This is a genomic window from Streptomyces sp. NBC_00009 (assembly GCF_045040855.1).
GTDB classification, from domain to species: Bacteria; Actinomycetota; Actinomycetes; order Streptomycetales; family Streptomycetaceae; genus Streptomyces; species Streptomyces aureus.
The window spans coordinates 3,788,683-3,806,656 of record NZ_CP108312.1 but is presented as its reverse complement, the minus strand read 5'-3'; the positions used below and the strand labels follow the sequence as shown (position 1 = coordinate 3,806,656).

Genomic DNA, 17,974 nt, shown 5'->3' with positions numbered 1-17,974 from the left:
GCGCGTACTGGCCTGTCTTGTACGGGTCCCGGCGCGGCGGTCAGACGGGAAGCCAGTCGGCGCCCTCCCCCGCCCCGTCCGGGACGACCTGTCCGAAGACGACGTCCGCGAAGTGGATGCCGAAGCCGAGGGTGCCCGGCTGCTGGAGTTCGCTGATCAGCCTGCGCCGGTGGCGCTCCGACTGGGCCGGGTCGCCCTCCGACACCGTGAACCACTCGGGGTGGCGCACCTGGAGCGGCGAGTGCAGCGCGTCCCCGAACGCGAGCAGGCGACGGCCCCGCGAGGTGATCGTGAAGCCGGTGTGGCCCGCGGTGTGGCCGGGCAGCGCCAGCGTCTGCACGCCCGGGAAGATCTCCTCGCCGGGGACGACGAGCCGCAGCCGGCGCTCCAGCGCGGTGAGCGCCTCGGCGGTCGGCCCCGGTACCTGATGGCGGCTCTCCCACTCGCTCTTCGGCACGGCGAACGTGGCCGCCGTGAACACCGGCGGATCCGTGCACGCCCAGCCGATGTGGTCCCGGTGCAGATGGGTGAAGGCCACGACCTCTATCTCGTCGGGCCGCGCCCCGAGCCGGGCCAGATTGTCGAGCAGCGAACCGCCGTGCACCGCACCGATGTACGGGTGGTCGGGGTCCTCCGGTACGGAGTGCGGGCCGAACCCCGCGTCGATGAGCAGCGCCCGCCCGTCGGACTGGACGAGCAGGCCGCCGGTGTTGGCGACCAGATGGGCGGTGTCGTTGAGATAGGCGGCACCGACGTCGGCCCGCGGCGGCTTGGGCGGCTTGAACAGCATGGCGCCGTCAGGTACGTAACTGACCTTCAGATCACCCACCTGCACGGAACACACCGCAGATGGCCTGCGCAGTCGCCTGTCGTTCACGGGTCGGTCTCCTCGGTGAATGTCCAAAGGGCGCTGAGAAGCGCCGTAAAGGGGCGCGGGGCTGTGTCGATTTGCGGCTCCGCCGCGTGGGCGCGCCCGCAGAGCAACGACAACGCCGGCACCCCGGATAAGGGGCGCGGGGAACTGCGCGAACGGCACGCACGTTCCCCGCGACCAAATTCCCGCACCCCGCGTCGCGGCTAGGCGCGCTTGCGCAGCACAGTCGCCGCAAGCCCCGCACCCACCAGGGCGACAACACCCGCGGTGACCATGCCGGCGTGCAGCCCGCCGAGCGTGGCGGCCGCGTCAGGAGCCGACCCGCCCGAGAGCGCATTGGTCCGAGCGGCAGCGATCGCGCTGAGACCGGCGACGCCGATCGCGGCGACGTACTGCGGGAGCTGCGACAGGCCGCCGACGACGCCCTGGTCCTCCTCGCTGACGCCCGTCGTCATCACGGTGATGAAGGAGACGACGCTGAAGACGTGGCCGAGGCCCATGACCGAGGACGTGATGATGAGCGGCGCGATGTTGCCGCTCTGCGGCAGGGTGAACATGGCGACGGTGCCGGCGCCCTGGATCAGCAGACCGGCCGCGAGGACCCGCTCGCCGCCGAACCGGCCGAGCAGCTTGGCGACGTACATGCCGCCGAGCATCGCGGCCGCGCCCTCACCGAGGTAGCTCAGACCGGCCTGGAGCGGGGTGAAGCCGAGGACGTCCTGCATGTAGAGGCTGAGCAGCACGGTCGTGCCGGCGCACATGCCGAAGGTGACGACACCGAACAGGCCCGACCACTTGATCGTGGGGCGGCCGAGGACGGAGAGCGGGATCAGCGGCTCGGGGTGACGGCGCTCGACGAGCAGGAACGCGCCGAGCAGGACGAGGCCGCCGACGATGGAGCCGAGCGAGTCCGCGCGGACCCAGCCCTTGTCGCCGCCGGTGGAGATGCCGAAGACGAGACCGAACAGGCCGAGCGTGGCGAGGACCGCGCCGGGGATGTCCATGCGCTTGGCGGCCGTGGACTCGCCGATAACGGGCAGCGCGAGTGCGCCGGCCAGGGCGACGGCGCCCATGACGCACAGCACGACCATCGTCCAGCGCCAGCTGAAGCCGCTGGTGATGACGCCGCCGCCGAGCGCGCCGAGCACGAAGCCGAGCGACATGACGGCACCGTTGAGGCCCAGGGCGCGGGCGCGCTGCGGGCCCTCGGGGAAGTAGCCCGTCATCAGGGCGATGGCGGCGGGGGCGATCATCGCGGCGGCCGTGCCCTGGCCGACGCGGGTGGCGATCAGGACGCCGGGGCTGCCCGCGAGGGCGGCGCCCAGCGAGAACAGGGTGAACAGGGCCACGCCGAACGTGAAGAGCTTCTTGCGGCCCACGAGGTCGGCGACGCGGGCGAACAGCGGCAGCAGGCTCGCGGAGGGCAGCAGGCTCGCGGTGGCGACCCACTGGAGCGTGCCGGGCGAGGAGAAGCCGAGGCTGCTGCCGATGTCGGGCAGGGCGACGGTGACGATGGAGAAGTCCAGGCCGCACATGAACGTCGCGCAGCACAGGGTGATCAGGACGAGCCAGCCCCGTGTGCTGAACGAGCTGTCGGCGGGGCCGACGTCGGCGACCGGCGGTGGCGGGGCGAGGACGTCGGTCTCGGTGGGGGGAGAGGACTCGGTGACAGCCATCAGGGGTGTCCTTTCGTATGTGATCGGGCCTGACCAGCATCGAATCGGGGCACCTGCGCAACAAGAACGATCTGTGCAACGATCGATTCGCCGGGCTCATCGTTCGAGGTGAGCGGGTTGGTGAGGGGTACGAGGCCGAGGACGCCGAGGACGGGGAGGACATGGAACGCCAGGAGATCGAGATCTTTCTGACGCTGGCGGAGGAACTGCACTTCGGCCGGACCGCCGAACGTGTGGGTGTCTCGCAGAGCCGTGTCAGCCAGACCATCGCGCGCGTCGAGCGCCGCATCGGCGCGAAGCTGTTCGAGCGCAGCAGCCGGCGCGTGACGATGACGGCCATCGGGGAGCAGTTGAGGGACGGGATCGGCCCTGCTCAGCGCCGTATCGAGGAGGAGATCGCCAAAGCCACGGCGGCCGGCCGGGGGATCACCGGCACGCTGCGCATCGGCTTCTCGGGGGCGTTCACCGGCCATCTGCTGCACAGCGTCGCCGCGGTGTTCGCGCGCCGTCACCCGGGCGTGGACGTGCAGATCCGCCAGGTGCAGATATCCGACCCGTACGGGCCGCTGCGCGCCGGGGACATCGACCTTCAGGTCACCGAACTCCCGGTGGCGGAGGCCGACTTGACGACGGGGCCGGTGCTGCTGTCGCAGCCGCGGGTGCTCCTGATGCCGTCCACGCACCCGTTCGCGCGGCGCGAGACGCTGAGCGTGGAGGATCTGGCGGAGGCGACGCTGCTGACGGTGACGAGGCCGGTGCCGGCCCACTGGCTGGACCATCACTTCCCGCGGCAGACGCCGTCGGGGCGGCCCATTCCGCACGGCCAGGCGATCACGCACTGGGAGGACGCGCTGTCGCTGGTCCTCGCGGGCAAGGGGGTGACGCCGGTCGCGGCCGCAGGTGTGCGGTACTACGCGCGCCCCGGCCTGGTGTTCCGGCCGTTCAGTGATGCCCCCCGCATCGAGTACGCGTTCATCTGGCCCGCCGACCACGAGACGGGCCGGCTGCGGGCGTTCGTGGGTGCCGCGCTGGAGCATGTGCGCTCGCTGGGCGGGCCCACCAGGGCGCTGGAGACCCTGTGGGAGTCCGAGGGCGGCGCCTGAGGGACGTCAGGGCCGCGGACGGTGGTGCGGGGCAGGGTCAGCGGACGGCTCCCGCGGCGGACAGATAGCGCTGGTCGGGGCGGTCCTGGAGCATTGCGTGGTGCAGGGACCTGGTGGTGGGCGACGGCGTGATGCCGAGGTCGTCGCTCATGCGGCGGCGCAGCGACTGGTAGACCTCGAGCGCGGCGGCCCGGCGGCCGGACGCGTACAGGGCGCGCATCAGCTGGGCGTGCACGTTCTCGTGGTACGGGTGCTCCTCGACGAGGGCGACGGCGTCACCCACGGCCTCCTGGAAGCGCCCGGCCGACAGCAGCGCGTCGACCCGCACCTCGCAGGCCGCGAGATGGGCCTCGTTCAATACCCGTGACTGGGCGGTGAGTTGGCTGCCCGCCTTGACGTTGCAGAACGGGGTGCCGCGCCACATCGCGAGGGCCTCGCCGAGTACCTCGGTGGCGCGCTGCGACTCGCGCTCCTCCATCAGGCCGCGCGCCTCGAGGACCAGCTGCTCGAAGCGGGGCCGGTCCCATTCGGTGTCGGCGAGCTTCAGGGCGTAGCCGTTCCCGTCGGTGACGAGGCGGTGTTCGGCGATGTGGCGCGCGGTGGTGCCGGTCGCGGTGGCGAACGTCTTGCGCAGGGACCCTATGTAGGTCTGCAGCGCGGTGGTGGCGGTGCGGGGCGGCTCGTAGCCCCACACCTCGTTGAGCAGGGTCGGTACGGACACCCGGCGGTTGGCTCTGGCCAGGAGCAGGGCGAGTACCTGCCGTTGTTTGGGTGCGGTGGGCGTGATGTCGCGCCCCTGCTCGGATACGTCTATCGGACCAAGGAGTCGGAACTCCATTGCCCCTCCCTCGTGATGGACGCGCTGTCCGTGTCGGCGGACGGCGAGTGGCTGGACTGACAGGTCGTGGTCCCTACGGTGCGGTGCGGTGCGGGGTGTGCGGACACCCGCCGTGGCCGAGCCTGCGCTGCGCGGACGCGGCGGAGACCAGCGTCGCGTGGCGGTGCCAGCCGGCGTAGGAGCGGCCGGCGAAGTCGTGCAGTCCGAGCTCGGTCTCGGCGGCTCCGGCGCGTGCGGCGGCGCGCTCCGCGATGAGCGCGCCCGCCTGGAAGTGGCGGTCGGGGTGCAGGTTGGTCAGCCAGGTCCGGTCGGGCCGGACGGACGACGATGTCCATTCCCCGACGAGCAGGCAGGGCCGGTCGCCGCCGGGCAGCGGCACCAGCGTGGACAGTGCGCCGAGGCGGGGACTGTCGCGTTCCGTCCGGGCGGCGGTACGCGGTGACGCGTGCCGGCGGACCAGGGTGCGTACGGTCTCGAGCGGCGGCCGGGGGGCGGCGCTCTGGGCGGGCGCGAGGGCGAGGCGGAGGGTGTCGGGCACGGCGACGATCCAGTCGTGGCCGCGTGCCTCCAGGCCCTCGATGAGTGATTCGGCATCCAGGTGGCCTTCGGGGTCGATGACGACGGGCGCCCGGCGGATGGTGGTCCGCGCGAGCCGGTCGAGCAGCGCGAGGCAGAGCCCGGCGGTGTCGGTGTAGCCGGTGGAGCCGGGGATGCGGGCCTGCTCGCGCAGCCGGCCGTCCGCGGTCCATTCGCGCGGCAGGTAGAGCTGCCAGTCCACGGAGACGTCGCCGAGCCCGGAGGTCAGGAACGCCCCGAGCGCCAGCTGGCAGTTGACGGTGCGTCCGAGGCCGGGCACGAAGCGCCGGTGGACCCCGGCGGCGAGGCTGCCCCGCTTGGGTATCACCACGGGGGCCACGGTCCAGGCGCGCACCGGTGTGTGTCCGGCGACCCAGCGGGTGAGCTCGGCGCGGACCGGACGCCATTCCCAGGGGCTGACGTTGACGAACTGCTGGAGCGACTGCGAGGCCGTCGGGGACGGGGTGACGGAGGCCGCCATCCGCCGCAGCGACTTCTTGCCCGGGGTGGTGAGCAGCCCCTTCACATAGACCTCGGCCCACCGGCGCTGGTCGGCGCGCGGCAGGTGGGCGAAGAGGCGGTGCACGGGCGGCGCGGGGGCCGCGCCGGTGGTCCGTGCGCCGTCGTCGATCGTCCGGTCCATGGGTGGGCTCCTCTCCCTCGGCGTGGCCACACAGAAAATATAGCGAACGTTCTCTATTTTTCTAGCCCAGTTCTCGGGGAGGGCAGGGGAAAGCGCGGGGGGAGCGTGCGCCGCGGTCCCGCGGCAGGGGTTCTGAGCTGGGGAGAGAGCGCGATCAGGGGTGCGCGGAGGGGAAGTTGAATATGTGGGTGCGGGCGTGGTCCGGCTCGTCGCCGGGTGTCGCCGCGCGTACGATCCGTGCCCGGAACGGTGCATTCAGTTGAGGCACGAGCGCCCGAGGAACCCTGTTCCGTACGTGAGTTGAGGGCGCCGGCCGGTGAACGCCGGTCCCGTCAGAGGGGCTTGGCCGGGGACGCGAGCGCGCTCAGTGCCTGGAGCGCCTGGGTCAGCTCGTCCTGGGGGTCGGCGCCGTACGCGTCCCGCAGGGCGCCGCGGGCCGAGGTGGTGGCCTCGACGCCGGCCATGACGTACGTGAGCAGCGCGGCGGCGGAGACCGGGGTCAGTCCGGCGCCGGGGCGCTCGTCGGGCCAGCCGCGCTCCAGGCTGTCGCGCAGGTGCGGGACCCAGGCCGCGTACCAGTTGGACTCGGCGTCGCGGCCCTCGCGGGTGAAGCGCGCGGCGGCCCTGATGCTCGGGGTGGTCTCCAGGGCCTCGGCGAGCGCCAGGGTGTCGACGAGTGCAGCCTGCAGTCCCGGGCCGGCCTCGTCGCCGTGCAGCACCGCGCGCGTGGCGGCGGCCCCGGCTTCCTGAACGGCGTCCGCCAGGGCGGACTTAGACGAGAAGTGGAAGGTCAGGGCGCCCATGGTGACCCCGGCCGACTTCACGATCCCGAGCAGGGAGGTGCCGGCGTACCCGTGCGCGGCGAACTCGGCGGCAGCGGCCTCGATGAGCCGGCGCCGGGTCAGTTCTGCTCTCTCCTGGCGTGCCATAGATCTACCGTAGGTCAAGACTTTCCCAAGAACACCCCATGGGCGGCAGCCCGGAACGTTCTTGGCAGGTCGGTCGGGCCCGAGGGCTGAGATGCCCTCTCCCGGCGTTCAGGATCACCTGCTTGACTGCCCGTCATGATCAAGGACGTACGCGACATGGACGGCCGGGTAGTGATGATCACGGGGGCTTCGTCGGGCATCGGCGCGGCGGCGGCGCGCCTGTTCGCCGGAAGGAACGCCCCTGTGGTGCTCATGGCCCGCAGACAGCAGCAACTCGACGCGCTCGTGGGGGAGATAGAGGCGGACGGGGGAAGGGCGGTGGCCGTCGTCGGTGACGTGCGCCGCGGCGAGGACGTGGAGCGGGCCGTCGCCACCGCCGTGGAACGCTTCGGCAGGCTGGACGCCGCCTTCAACAACGCCGGTCACGCCACGCTCGGCAAGGACCTGCACGAGACGCCGGACGACGACTTCGACGCCGTGATGGACATCAACGTGCGGGGCGTGTGGAACTGCCTGCGCCACCAGATCGGCGCCATGCTCCCCACCGGCGGCGGCTCCATCGTGAACACGGCGAGCACGGCGGGCCTCATCGCCACCGGCGTCGGCGCCCCCTATGTCGCCGCCAAGCACGCGGTGATCGGCCTGACGAAGGCGGCCGCCGCCGAGTACGGCACGCGCGGCATACGCGTCAACGCGCTCGCCGTGGGCAGCACGCTGACCGAGATGATGGAGTCCGTCATCGACCAGGCGCCCGGCATCGAGAAGACGTTCTTCGCGCGGGCCGTCCAGCAGCGCTTCGCCGCACCGTCCGAGGTCGCCGAGGCGGCGATGTGGCTGTGCAGCGACGCGTCGTCCTTCGTCACCGGGGCGACCGTGCCGGTGGACGGCGGGGTCCTGGCCGTCTGATCCCTGAACGCCCGTGCTCCGGCCGGTCCCTGGGCCGGCCGGAGCGCTCGCATCAGGGCGCCGGACCGCTCAGACCCCCGCGCCCGCAAGCCCCCTGGACATGTCACCCGCGTCACCCGCGTCCGCGCCGCCGCTCCGCCACACCGTGCCGCCCGCCGCCTCCGTGTCCAGCGTGCGCAGCAGGGCGTCGTCGATCTCGTGCAGGGAGCCGACGAGGTGGCGTACCCCGGTCTCCCGCATGAGCTCCGTCTGATGGCTGTGTTCGAAGGTGCTGGGGTGGCCGATGAACGGCGCGTCCAGCGCCCTGGCAGCCTCGGCGACCCGCGCCACGTCGTCGATGAACAGCACCTCGCCGTGGTCGAGGCCGAAGTGCGCGGTGATCTCCTTGAGGCCGGGCCGCACCTCGTTCGTGCAGATGTACTGCGGTTCGGCGAACAGGTGGGCGTACGCGCCCAGATGCTCGTCGAAGTGCGACTTGTCGAGCCCGCCGTAGCAGACGAAGGGCAGGCCCGCGGCGCGCAGCCGGCCGAGGAGGCCGAGCGCGCCGTCCATGATCTCCACGGGGTGGTCGGCGAGATAGTCGGCGCGCTCCTCGAAGTACGCCTCCAGAGCCTGCGGGCCCGTCATGTCCTGAGGCACCGACTCCGCCATGGCCTGCCCCGCGACGGCCTGGCGCTGGGAGAAGATCCGGCGCTCGACATCGGCCGAGTAGACACCGCCGCGGCCGGTGACGAACCGGTGGATCAGCGGACTGAACGTGTCGTTGAGCAGCACGCCGTCGATGTTGACGGCGGCGAGCCGCAGCCGGCGAGGCAGGTCAGTCATCTTCGCTCCCCTTGTCGTGCGCGCCCAGGGTGGTCCACAGGGACTTCGCGCGCTCCTGGCTGTTCTCGATCGTGCCGAGGGTCCGGTCGGTGGCGATGCCGGGCAGCAGCAGCTTCCACATGTTCACCGTGCGCCGCGGCAGGTCGGCCCGCTTGGAGACGACCTGCGCGTACTCCTGCATGCCGGTGCACGCGCCGACGACGAACTCGGCGAGCTCGCCGAGTGCCACGTGCTCACGCAACTCGCCGCTGTCGCGGGCCACTTCGAGACACTCCTCGAAGCTGCGCGCCCAGACCGCGTACGGGGACGCGTCCTGGAGGCCGAAGCTGGCCTGTTCGCCCGTGAGGCGCACGCCCGCCCGCAGCAGCGGGTCGGCCTGGAGCGAGTGCGACCAGATGAGGGTGATGTCCACCAGGCGCTGGAGCCCGGTGGACGGCACATGCGGCTCGATGGTGGTGCGCTGGGCGTGCATGACTTCCAGTGCGAGGTCCTGCTTGTTCTTGAAGTGGAAGTAAAGAGCCCCCGCCGTCACGCCCGCGCGCTGGAGAATCTTGTTGATCCCCGCACCGGCATAGCCGTACTCGTCGAAGACCTCGGCCGCGGCCCTCAGGAGCTGCTCCCGGGTCTGAACTGCGCGTTCCTGCTTCGGTGCTGCCATGCCACGTCCCGGTCTCGACAAAAAAAAGAACGCCCTCTATGTTACTGGCTGTGGCGCGGATCCGCTACCGCGTCGGGGGCAGCGCATGACAGCGCTCACTCACAGGGGGATCACTGATGAACGACATGGCTTCGACGGTCACTTCGATACCTGCTCGCGTCACCAAGGAACTTGTCCACAAGCACGACGCCTCCCAGGTTCTCCTCACGGACCTCAGGCGCATCGGCGACGACGAGTTCCTGATCACCGCGGACTGGACGGACACCAGCCGCCTGATGAGCACCCAGGACAGCCGCCGCGACGACGCGGTGCTGCTCACCGAGACGATCCGGCAGACCTTCCCGCTGCTCGCCCACGCGGGTTACGAGGTCCCGTTCGGCCACCACCTGCTGTGGGACGAGTACCGCTACGCGCTCGGCCTCGAGGCGCTCGGCCGCAGCGGCGCGGGCGGCAGGCCCCAGCTGCACATCAAGTGCTACGACATCGTGCGCCGCCGGGGCGTCGTCTCCGCGCTCTCCCTCGACATCACGGTCCTGCGCGACGGCGAGCAACTGGCCACCGCCCACACCCGGTTCGCCATCCAGCCCGCCGCGATCTACCGGCGCCTGCGCGGCGCCCGCGGCGACGCCCTGGAGATGCTGGAGCTGGCCCGCAGCCGCCCGCTGCCGCCCCCGGTCTCCGGGGCGAGCGAGGAGTTCCGCGACGCCGTCCTGTCACCCACCGACGAGCGCGACCGCTGGCAGCTGCGGATCGACACCCACCACCCGATGTACTTCGACCACCCCAGCGACCACGCCCCGGGCATCCTGCTCCTGGAGGCGGCCAAGCAGGCGGCCCGCGCCGTGCGGCACCCGAGGGCGGGGATCACTGAGGCGATGGAGACCGTCTTCCACCGTTACGTCGAGCTGGACAGCCCCTGCCGGGTGGACGCGCAGCCCCTGCCGGACGACCAGCAGGGCCGTGCCCGCATCCTGGTGACGATGCACCAGGAGGACAAGCTCTGCTTCACCGCGCTGGTGTCGGTCGCGAAGACGGCCTGACGATCCCGGGCAGCGTGCCGCCGCCCGCCCCGGTGACATGGGCCCCGAGGACCAGGTCGTCCCCGACGGCCACCGGGTGCCCCACCGACCGCAGGAGGTCCAGGTCGGAGGCGTGGTCGCCGTAGGCGGCGGCCCGGGACGCGGGAATCGAGTGCCGGGCCATCAGTTCGCGCGCGAGCCGGCCCTTCTCCGGGCCGATGACCGGGCGTTCGAGATGGCCGGTGCAGAACCCGCCGACGCTCTCGGGCTCGCTGCACAGCACGAAGTCCGCGCCCAGGTGCTCGGCCACCGGCTCCAGGCAGGGCCGGAACGAGCCCGACACCAGGGCGATCAGCGAGCCGTCCCGTCGGTGGCGCCGCAGCGCGTCGACGGCGGGACGGTGCAGCAGCGTGCCGCTCGCGAGCTCCGCGTCGAACCAGGCGCGGCCGTGCGCGAACAGTTCCTCCTGCGGCCGGCCGGTGAAGAGCCGGTAGTACTCGCGGTTCGTCCGCACCCGCGAGACACCGGCCGCCGCCCGGTCCCGCAGCTCCCCCGCCGCCACCGTGTACGCGGAGGGCGGCAGCCCGCGCTCGCGGTAGTGGAACTCGAGGAAGCGGAACATGCTTTTGACGGTGATCAGGGTCTCGTCGACGTCGAAGAACGCGATGGCGACAGACGAACCGGTTGCAGTGCGGGGTGAGTTGGAGACTTCTGACATGTGAGTCGCCTTCCGTACGGGGGCAGGGGCGGGATGGATGTCAGCCACCGGTCAGGCCGCGACCGCGGCGGGAACGGTGGCCGCGGCGCGCGCCGTCAGATACGCGCGCACTCCCTTGCCGGCCGTCTTGCGGCCCAAGTGCCGTGCGGCAACGAGCTGTTCGAGCAGTGCGGCGGGCGCAGGTGTCCACAGCGACGGTTCCGCGTGGAGCCGCCGCTGCACCTCCAGGGCCACATCGGCGCCCACGGTGTCGAGCAGACGTACGGGACCGAGCGGCTGGCCGCCCACCGACTTCAGGGCCAGGTCGAGCGTCGCCGTCGTGGCCTCACCGGCGTCGAGGAGGCCCAGGGCCTCGTTCAGATACGGGAAGAGCAGGGCGTTGACGATGAACCCGGCCCGGTCGCCGCACTCCACCGTCTGCTTGCCGAGCCGCTCGGCCACGGCGCGGGCCCGCGCGAGGGTGTGCGCGCTGGTGCGCTCGCCGGGGACCAGCTCCACCAGCGGCATCAGGGGCGCCGGGTTGAAGAAGTGCAGACCGAGGACGTGCGCGGGGCGGCCCGCGGTCTCCGTGCAGGCGCCCACCGGCAGGCTCGACGTCGACGTGGCGAGCAGCGTGTTCGGCGGGCACACCTTGCCCAGCTCGGCGAACAGCCGCCGCTTGACCTCCAGGTCCTCCACGACGGCCTCGACGACGATGTCCGCCGAGGCGAGCACGGAACGGTCGCTCGTCGCGGTCCAGGAGGCGGGCCCGGTGTTGTCGGAACTGACGTCTGTGGACGCGGAGTTGCGCTGGAGCGCGAAGTCTATGCGTTCGGCTGCGGCCGCGGCCTTCTCCTCGGACCGGGCGAGCAGCGTCGTGCGGAACCCGCCGCGCGCACACGCCTCGGCGATCCCGGTGGCCATCGTGCCCGAGCCGATGACGACGACGTTGCGTCCGGGCGGGGCCGTGGGGTGGACGGTCCGCTGCTGGGCGGCCCCTTCCTCGTAACGGTGGAAGCCGCGGCCCGACTTGGCGCCGAGCGCGCCCTGTGCGACCAGCTCGTCGAGGATCGGGGCCGGGGCGCGCAGGCCGCCGCCGAGGTCGCCGAGGCGGGCGAGGACATCGCGCGCCGTGTCCAGGCCGATCGCGTCGAGCGCGGCCAGCGGCCCGTCGCTCCAGCCGCAGCCGAGCCGCACCGCCGTGTCGACGTCCTCGGCGCTCGCGTACCCGTCGTGGACCATCCACGCGGCCTCGTTGAGGAGGCCGAGGAGCAGCCCCGGCGCGAGGGAGCCGGGCCGGTCGCCGACCTGATGGGCCTTGATCCCAGCCGCCGTGAGGACCTCCACGACCCTGGCGGCCGCGGCGTCCCCGGCACGCGGGGCGCGGGCCAGCTCCACGGCGTCGAGCGCGTCGGAGCGCAGGAAGCGCAGCGCGAACAGGTCGGGTCCCGCGGCGTCCTCGAGGTCCCCGAGCGGGGTGGTGAGCGCGGTGGTGAGGACGGGCGTCCCGGGCCGGCGCTGCTCGCGCAAGGAGGCGAGCACCGCCCGTTTCAGGGCCGCGGGTTCCGGCACGGCCTCGATGACCAGGTCGGCCGAGGCGACGCCGGCCGGGAAGCGGGTCAGAGTGCGCGGGCGCTCCCCGGGGCTCAGTCGCAGGGCCCTGACCAGGGCCGCGGGGTCGTCGTCGATGCCTATGACGCGAAGCCCTGCGCGGGTCAGGCGGCGCGCGAGGGCGAGCCCGGTGCCGCCCAGGCCGACAACGGCCACGGTGAAGGGCGGCGGCGCGCCCTCGGCGGAGGGAACGGAGTCGGTGGTGGGAATGGAGTCGGTGGTGGGAGTGGTGCGGGTGTGGTCGGCCATGGTGCTGCTCCTGCCTTCGCGGGTGGGGGCATCAGTAGCGGCTGCCGGTGGCGGCGGGCGCGGCGTCCAGGTCGCGCAGGTCCTGGAAGGTGAGGCGCAGGCCGGCCGCGGCCAGGTTCGCCGTCAGATAGCGCAGCTGCTTGGTGCCGGGGATGGGGACGACGTGGTCGCCCTGGGCGAGCGTCCAGGCGAGCGCGACCTGGGCGGCGGTGGCGCCGTGCCGGGCGGCGACCTCTTCGACCGCCTTCACGATGCGCAGGTTCGCGGTGAACGCCTCGCTCTGGAAGCGCGGGTTGGTGGCGCGGAAGTCGCCGTCCTCGAAGTCGTCGGGCCGGGTGTAGCGGCCGGTGAGGAAGCCCCTGCCCAGGGGTGCGAAGGGCACGAACGCGGCGCCGTTGGCGGCGCACCACGTGGCGATTCCGGTGTGCGGGTCGAGCGGTTCGCGGGTCCACAGGGACAGTTCGGACTGGACGGCCGCGACGGGATGCGCCGCGTGGGCGGCGGCCGCCTCCGCGGTGGTGACCTCGGAGAGGCCGAGATGGCGGACCTTGCCCTGTCGCACCAGGTCGGCCAGGGCGCCCCAGGACTCGGCGAGCGGGACTTCGGGGTCGACGCGGTGCAGGTAGTACAGATCGATGACGTCGACGCCGAGGCGGCGCAGCGATGCGTCGGCCGAGCGCCTGATGTGCTCGGGGGAGCCGTTGCGGCTCAGGGTGCGGGTGGCGAGTTCGTCCACGACGATGCCGGTCTTGGTGGCCACGACCGCGTCGTCGCGGCGCCCGGCGAGTGCCCGCCCGACGAGGGTCTCGTTGTGGCCCGCCCCGTAGGCGTCGGCGGTGTCGACGAGGAGGGGGCCGGCGTCGAGGGCGCGCCGGATCACGTCCACCGAGGCCGCGTCGTCGCGCAGCGACTCGGCGTAGCCCCAGCTCATTCCCATGCAGCCGAGGCCGACGGGGGTGACTTCGAGGCCAGTCGTGCCGAGCTGACGCGTTTCCACGCGAACTCCCTTGTCAGTAGCGGTAATTGAGGTAAGTGGGGGGTGGTGCCGGGCCGGGGCGCCGGTGCCCCGGCCCGTTCAGGCGGCGGTCAGGACGAGGGCGGCGTTGTGCCCCCCGAACCCCAGCGACGTACTCGCGGCGACCTGGATCCTCTTCTGCCGCGCCCGGCCCGTCACCACGTCGATGTCGACGTCGATCGAGGGGTCGAGCGAGTCCACGTTGGCGGTGGGCGGCAGCGCGCCGTGGTGCAGCGCCAGCGCCGTGTACGCGGCCTCGACCGCACCGGCCGCGGCCAGCGTGTGCCCGGTGACCCCCTTGGTGGAGGTCACCGCCGCCCGGTCGCCGAGCACCGAGTGCAGCGCGCGGGCCTCGGTCAGGTCGTTCATCGGGGTCGACGTGCCGTGCGCGTTCACGTGCTCCACTTCGTCGGGGAGCACCCCCGCGTCGCTGAGGGCGTCCCGCAGGGCCCGGGCCAGGCCCGCGCCCTGCGGGTGCGGCGCGGTCGCGTGGTGCGCGTCCGACGTCGCGGAGAACCCGGCGATGTCGGCGTAGCGCCGCGCGTTACGGGCGGTGGCGTCCTCGCAGCGTTCGAGTACGAGGATGGCCGCGCCCTCACCGGCCACGAAGCCGTCCCGGTCGTGCGCGAAGGGACGGGACGCCGCGGCCGGGTCGTCCGTGCGGGCCGACAGGGCGCCCATGCGGGACAGGCCGTTGAGGGTGCCCGGGCTGATCGCCGACTCGGTGCCGCCGGCGAGGACCACGTCGCACAGGCCGGACAGCAGCCACTCGCGGGCGGTGCCGATGGCGGACGCCCCGGAGGCGCAGGCGGTCGCCGTGACGAGGCTGGGTCCGTGGATCTTCTGGTCCATGGCCACGTACCCGGCGACCATGTTGACCATCCCCATCGGGATCATCAGCGCGGACACGTCGTCGGGCGTGCCCTCGAAGTACGTCCGCAGCTGCTTCTCCAGGGTGGCGACGCCGCCCAGCGAGTTCCCGATGACGACGCCGACGCGGGTGCCGTCCCAGGACCCGCAGTCGAGCCCCGCGTCCGTGACGGCCTGCCGCGCGCTGACGATGGCGAGCTGCGCGAACCGGTCGAGCTTCCAGGCGTTGCGCCGGCCCAGTTCGGCCGTGGCGTCGAAGCCGGGGACGCGGCAGGAGATGTCGACCCGTTCGCCCTTGAGCTCCGGGTCGGTGGTGGCGGCGGACACGCCCGACAGGACGCGCCGCCAGTTCTCGTCGACGCCGATGCCGGCGGGGGTGACGAGGCCTATACCGGTGACCGCGACTCCGCGGCCCCGGGCCACCCCGCTCATGCCTGGTCCGCCTTCGCGGCGATCACGGCGACGGCTTCGTCGAGGGTGAAGGACGACTTGAGCTCGCCCTCGACCAGGACGATGCCCATCTCCTTGCGGAGGATCAGGCTGAGCTCGACGAGTATCAGCGAGTCGATGTCGAGCTCGTCGAACGTGGCGCCCGAAAGCAGCTCCGCCTCGTCGAGGCCGAACTTGTCGCTGATGAGGCCGGAAACCTGGTGCTTGAGGGAGAACTCGACGGAAAGAGCGGTCATGACTGACTCCTGTTGTCTGTGAAATGAGGCGCCTGTGAAACGAGGTGCCTGTGAAATGGGTTGTGTGTGAGGTGAGTTGAGGCTTGGGGGGCTGAGCGGCTACGCCTGCGTGACCGGTTCGATGTCCGGCCAGATCAGCGCGGCCGAGCCCCAGGTGAGGCCGCCGCCGAAGCCCGTGAGGACCACGCGGTGGCCCGGTACGAGGTCGCCTGCGGCGGCCGCGTCCGACAGGGCGAGCGGGATCGAGGCGGCGACGGTGTTGCCGACCCGGTCCAGGTTCACCACGATCTGCTTCTCCTCCAGGCCCAGCTGCTCGCCGACGGCGTGCAGGATGCGGACGTTGGCCTGGTGCGCCACGACCTTGTCCAGGTCGCCCGGCGTCCAGCCGACGCGGTCGAGGAGGCGCTGCGAGGACTCGCTCATGTTGATCACGGCCTCGGTGAAGACGGGCCGGCCCTCCATGGCGAAGTACTGGTCGCCCTCGGCGGGCGGTTCACCCGTCGAGCGCTGGCGGGAACCGCCGGCGCGCACCGTGATGAGGTCGGCGCCGCCGCCGTCGCTGCCCAGGTCGAAACCGAGGAGCGCCCCGGGTTCCCCGGACTCGCCGGCCCGCAGGACCACGGCTCCCGCGCCGTCGCCGAAGATGGCGCGGGTGGTGCGGTCGACGGGGTCGAGGATCGTCGAGAAGGTGTCCGCGCCGATCACCAGGGCCCGCCGGGCGATCCCCGCCGTGATCATGGAGGCGGCGGTGGCCAGGGCGTACACGAACCCGGTGCAGACCGCCGCGACGTCGAACGCGGGGACCGTGCCGAGCCCGAGCCGGTGGGCGACGCCCGGCGCGGTGCCGGGGCAGGGCCGGTCGGGCGTGCTGGTCGCGAGGACCACCAGGTCCACGTCGGCGTCAGCGTCGTTGTCATTGCCCGTCCTGCGGGCCGACTCCAGGGCGCGCTCCCCAGCCGCGACGGCCAGGTCCGAGGTGGACTCGCCCGGCGCGACGACGTAGCGCAGGCCGATGCCCGTACGCGTACGGATCCACTGGTCGGACGTGTCGAGCTGGGCGGCGAGCTCCTCGTTGGTGACGGCGGTCGCGGGCAGCGCGCCGCCCAGACCGCAGACCACGGCGGCGCGGCTCATGAGGCCAGCTCCTCGACCTCGTGGGCGGCCGGCGCGGGCTGCGCGGGCACGGTCCGTACGGGACGCGCCATGGCCTTGAAGGAGCTGCCCGCCCGGCGCAGCGCCGAGCGCACCTCGGCCGGTTCGGGCGCGGTCAGTGCCGCGATGTGCCCGTCGGGCCGTACGAGTACGGCCTTGGGGTCCTTGCCGAGGAGCGGGGCGAAACCCGGCCAGGCGGAGATGTCCTGCACAAGAACGCCCTCGGGCGCGGCGGCCGTCAGCGCTGCCCGGGCCGCCACCCAGCCGGAGTCCTGGCGCTCGCCCGCCCACAGCAGCAGCGTCAGCCGCGCCGGGTCGATCGAGGGCCAGCGTTCGGCGCCCTGCTGGGGGGTGCCGTGCGCGGCGAACACGGGGAGGCGGTCACCGGCGCGGACCTTGCGGGTGAGGCCGGGCAGGGTGTCGCGCAGGGACTCGGCGGGCCGGTAGCTGACGTCGTGCTGCGCCATCAGCGGGGCGCCGAAGCGCTGGAGGAGACCGGTGCGCGAGGCCAGGCGCAGGGCGCCGTCGCGGGCCGCTATCTCGTGGCGCCGCTTGAACAGGCCCCAGCTCGTCTGCTTGGCGGTGGTCAGGACGATGCGCTCGGCGGCCAGGTGCCGGTCGGAGTCGTACGTGTCGAGGATGCCCGGCTCGAACAGGCCGTTGACGACACCGGCGAGCTTCCAGGCGAGGTTGACCGCGTCCTGGATACCGGTGTTCATGCCCTGCGCGCCGGCCGCGCTGAACACATGGGCGGCGTCGCCCGCGAGGAACACGCGCCCCGCGCGCATCGTCTCGGCGACCCTGCGCCGGGCCCGGAAGATCGTCGACCAGTCCAGCTTGCCGACCAGGCCGGGGCGCGGCGAGCGCTCGTCGAGGAAGTGCTGGAACAGCTCGCGCGGCGGGCCCTGCTCCTTGTCCCAGTCCGGCACGCTGATCGCGAGCCGGAACTGCCCGTTGCCGAACGGCGCGATGCCGAGGGCCCCGGTGCGTGAGTAGCAGTAGACGAGCGAGTGGGGGTCCATGTCGCCGTCGACCGGACCGTCACCGATGGCGAAGAGCACGTCGTTGCCGGTGCCGAGGAGCTCGATGCCGGCGAACTCGCGGACCGCGCTGCGGGCGCCGTCCGCGCCGATCACCCAGTCCGCCTCGATCTGCTCGACGCGCCCCTCGGCGCCCTCCACCTCGGCGACCGGGCGCGGCCCGGACGTGTCGAGGCCGGTGAGCGTCCCGAACTCGATCTCGCCGCCGTACGCGGCGAGCCGGGTGCGGATGACCTCCTCGGTGGTGTCCTGCGGGATGACCACGCCGAACGGGTACGGGGTGTCGGTCAGCCGGCTCATCTCGATGGCGCCGATGGCCCGCTTGTCGGAGTAGTACTGCACGGAGTCGAGGCGGTTGCCCGCGTCGACGACGCCCTGGGCGGCGCCGATCCGGCCGAGGAGCTCCAGGCTGCGCGGCCAGACCACGCTGGCCCGGGAGTGCTGGACGGGCCCGGCGGCCGAGTTGTCGATCAGTCTCACCGGGACGCCCTGGCTGAGCAGTTCGGTGGCGAGCACCAGGCCCACGGGGCCCGCGCCCACGACGAGGACGGGACGTCGTCCGCCGGGGCCCTCGCGCAGAGGGATCGTCATGACAGGTGTGCCTTTC

Annotated in this window: 17 protein-coding genes; 3 read left to right on the top strand and 14 right to left on the bottom strand. The window is 72.5% G+C overall.

What is annotated here, in order from left to right:
* Nucleotides 1-40: 40 nt before the first annotated feature.
* Both OHA58_RS17160 and OHA58_RS17155 read right to left on the bottom strand, forming a co-directional pair.
* On the bottom strand, nucleotides 41-877 hold the full coding sequence (locus OHA58_RS17160; protein ID WP_405479649.1) for an MBL fold metallo-hydrolase: 837 nt from the start codon (nucleotides 875-877) through the stop codon (nucleotides 41-43).
* A gap of 200 nt (nucleotides 878-1,077) precedes the next feature.
* Nucleotides 1,078-2,550 carry an MFS transporter gene (locus tag OHA58_RS17155; RefSeq protein ID WP_405479648.1) on the bottom strand — a complete coding sequence of 491 codons (1,473 nt, stop codon included), beginning with the start codon at nucleotides 2,548-2,550 and terminating at the stop codon, nucleotides 1,078-1,080.
* A gap of 161 nt (nucleotides 2,551-2,711) precedes the next feature.
* Between OHA58_RS17155 and OHA58_RS17150 the strand changes: the two genes are divergently transcribed.
* The gene (locus OHA58_RS17150) at nucleotides 2,712-3,653 is read left to right on the top strand and encodes a LysR family transcriptional regulator (protein ID WP_383986398.1); all 942 of its coding nucleotides are present in this window, start codon (nucleotides 2,712-2,714) and stop codon (nucleotides 3,651-3,653) included.
* A 37-nt stretch (nucleotides 3,654-3,690) separates the two neighbouring features.
* On the opposite strand, the gene OHA58_RS17145 is transcribed toward OHA58_RS17150, so the two are convergent.
* The 3 genes from OHA58_RS17145 to OHA58_RS17135 form a co-directional block, all read right to left on the bottom strand.
* Nucleotides 3,691-4,491, bottom strand: a complete 801-nt coding sequence (locus tag OHA58_RS17145; protein ID WP_405479646.1) for a BTAD domain-containing putative transcriptional regulator — start codon at nucleotides 4,489-4,491, stop codon at nucleotides 3,691-3,693.
* 73 nt (nucleotides 4,492-4,564) lie between these two features.
* Nucleotides 4,565-5,710, bottom strand: a complete 1,146-nt coding sequence (locus tag OHA58_RS17140) for an IS701 family transposase (protein WP_405479645.1) — start codon at nucleotides 5,708-5,710, stop codon at nucleotides 4,565-4,567.
* A gap of 332 nt (nucleotides 5,711-6,042) precedes the next feature.
* On the bottom strand, nucleotides 6,043-6,639 hold the full coding sequence (locus OHA58_RS17135; RefSeq protein WP_405479644.1) for a TetR family transcriptional regulator: 597 nt from the start codon (nucleotides 6,637-6,639) through the stop codon (nucleotides 6,043-6,045).
* Nucleotides 6,640-6,774: 135 nt separating this feature from the next.
* Between OHA58_RS17135 and OHA58_RS17130 the strand changes: the two genes are divergently transcribed.
* Nucleotides 6,775-7,545: an SDR family NAD(P)-dependent oxidoreductase gene (locus tag OHA58_RS17130; protein ID WP_405479643.1), complete on the top strand. Its 771-nt coding sequence runs from the start codon at nucleotides 6,775-6,777 to the stop codon at nucleotides 7,543-7,545.
* A gap of 69 nt (nucleotides 7,546-7,614) precedes the next feature.
* Here the strand turns inward: OHA58_RS17130 and OHA58_RS17125 are convergent, their stop codons facing one another.
* Nucleotides 7,615-8,370 (bottom strand): HAD family phosphatase, encoded by a 756-nt coding sequence (locus OHA58_RS17125; protein WP_405479641.1) that lies wholly within the window; start codon nucleotides 8,368-8,370, stop codon nucleotides 7,615-7,617.
* A complete protein-coding gene (locus OHA58_RS17120) occupies nucleotides 8,363-9,028 on the bottom strand; it encodes a ScbR family autoregulator-binding transcription factor (RefSeq protein WP_405479640.1) in 666 nt (221 codons plus the stop codon). The genes OHA58_RS17125 and OHA58_RS17120 overlap by 8 nt, the downstream gene beginning before the upstream one ends.
* 116 nt (nucleotides 9,029-9,144) lie before the next feature.
* Between OHA58_RS17120 and OHA58_RS17115 the strand changes: the two genes are divergently transcribed.
* On the top strand, nucleotides 9,145-10,068 hold the full coding sequence (locus OHA58_RS17115) for a ScbA/BarX family gamma-butyrolactone biosynthesis protein (RefSeq protein WP_405479638.1): 924 nt from the start codon (nucleotides 9,145-9,147) through the stop codon (nucleotides 10,066-10,068).
* Here OHA58_RS17115 and OHA58_RS17110 read toward each other — a convergent pair.
* The 7 genes from OHA58_RS17110 to OHA58_RS17080 all read right to left on the bottom strand — a co-directional run bounded on the left by OHA58_RS17110 (nucleotide 10,034) and on the right by OHA58_RS17080 (nucleotide 17,958).
* Entirely contained in the window at nucleotides 10,034-10,765 is a 732-nt protein-coding gene (locus OHA58_RS17110; RefSeq protein ID WP_405479637.1) for an HAD family hydrolase, read from the bottom strand. The genes OHA58_RS17115 and OHA58_RS17110 overlap by 35 nt on opposite strands.
* A 51-nt stretch (nucleotides 10,766-10,816) precedes the next feature.
* Nucleotides 10,817-12,604 carry a 3-hydroxyacyl-CoA dehydrogenase family protein gene (locus OHA58_RS17105; protein WP_405479636.1) on the bottom strand — a complete coding sequence of 596 codons (1,788 nt, stop codon included), beginning with the start codon at nucleotides 12,602-12,604 and terminating at the stop codon, nucleotides 10,817-10,819.
* A 31-nt stretch (nucleotides 12,605-12,635) separates the two neighbouring features.
* Entirely contained in the window at nucleotides 12,636-13,601 is a 966-nt protein-coding gene (locus OHA58_RS17100) for an aldo/keto reductase (protein WP_405479635.1), read from the bottom strand.
* A gap of 78 nt (nucleotides 13,602-13,679) precedes the next feature.
* Nucleotides 13,680-14,921: a beta-ketoacyl-[acyl-carrier-protein] synthase family protein gene (locus tag OHA58_RS17095; protein WP_382762234.1), complete on the bottom strand. Its 1,242-nt coding sequence runs from the start codon at nucleotides 14,919-14,921 to the stop codon at nucleotides 13,680-13,682.
* Entirely contained in the window at nucleotides 14,918-15,175 is a 258-nt protein-coding gene (locus OHA58_RS17090) for an acyl carrier protein (protein ID WP_266562073.1), read from the bottom strand. The genes OHA58_RS17095 and OHA58_RS17090 overlap by 4 nt, the downstream gene beginning before the upstream one ends.
* Nucleotides 15,176-15,274: 99 nt before the next feature.
* Entirely contained in the window at nucleotides 15,275-16,309 is a 1,035-nt protein-coding gene (locus tag OHA58_RS17085; protein WP_405479633.1) for a beta-ketoacyl-ACP synthase III, read from the bottom strand.
* Nucleotides 16,306-17,958 (bottom strand): FAD-dependent monooxygenase, encoded by a 1,653-nt coding sequence (locus OHA58_RS17080; protein WP_405479632.1) that lies wholly within the window; start codon nucleotides 17,956-17,958, stop codon nucleotides 16,306-16,308. The genes OHA58_RS17085 and OHA58_RS17080 overlap by 4 nt, the downstream gene beginning before the upstream one ends.
* Between the last annotated feature and the right edge of the window lie 16 nt (nucleotides 17,959-17,974).

Coding starts and splice junctions, on each gene's coding strand:
- OHA58_RS17120 (WP_405479640.1), bottom strand. CDS start 9,028: ATGGCAGCACCGAAGCAGGAACGCGCAGTTCAGACCCGGGAGCAGCTC.
- OHA58_RS17135 (WP_405479644.1), bottom strand. CDS start 6,639: ATGGCACGCCAGGAGAGAGCAGAACTGACCCGGCGCCGGCTCATCGAG.
- OHA58_RS17110 (WP_405479637.1), bottom strand. CDS start 10,765: ATGTCAGAAGTCTCCAACTCACCCCGCACTGCAACCGGTTCGTCTGTC.
- OHA58_RS17080 (WP_405479632.1), bottom strand. CDS start 17,958: ATGACGATCCCTCTGCGCGAGGGCCCCGGCGGACGACGTCCCGTCCTC.
- OHA58_RS17105 (WP_405479636.1), bottom strand. CDS start 12,604: ATGGCCGACCACACCCGCACCACTCCCACCACCGACTCCATTCCCACC.
- OHA58_RS17095 (WP_382762234.1), bottom strand. CDS start 14,921: ATGAGCGGGGTGGCCCGGGGCCGCGGAGTCGCGGTCACCGGTATAGGC.
- OHA58_RS17085 (WP_405479633.1), bottom strand. CDS start 16,309: ATGAGCCGCGCCGCCGTGGTCTGCGGTCTGGGCGGCGCGCTGCCCGCG.
- OHA58_RS17115 (WP_405479638.1), top strand. CDS start 9,145: ATGAACGACATGGCTTCGACGGTCACTTCGATACCTGCTCGCGTCACC.
- OHA58_RS17140 (WP_405479645.1), bottom strand. CDS start 5,710: ATGGACCGGACGATCGACGACGGCGCACGGACCACCGGCGCGGCCCCC.
- OHA58_RS17130 (WP_405479643.1), top strand. CDS start 6,775: ATGATCAAGGACGTACGCGACATGGACGGCCGGGTAGTGATGATCACG.
- OHA58_RS17155 (WP_405479648.1), bottom strand. CDS start 2,550: ATGGCTGTCACCGAGTCCTCTCCCCCCACCGAGACCGACGTCCTCGCC.
- OHA58_RS17150 (WP_383986398.1), top strand. CDS start 2,712: ATGGAACGCCAGGAGATCGAGATCTTTCTGACGCTGGCGGAGGAACTG.
- OHA58_RS17090 (WP_266562073.1), bottom strand. CDS start 15,175: ATGACCGCTCTTTCCGTCGAGTTCTCCCTCAAGCACCAGGTTTCCGGC.
- OHA58_RS17145 (WP_405479646.1), bottom strand. CDS start 4,491: ATGGAGTTCCGACTCCTTGGTCCGATAGACGTATCCGAGCAGGGGCGC.
- OHA58_RS17125 (WP_405479641.1), bottom strand. CDS start 8,370: ATGACTGACCTGCCTCGCCGGCTGCGGCTCGCCGCCGTCAACATCGAC.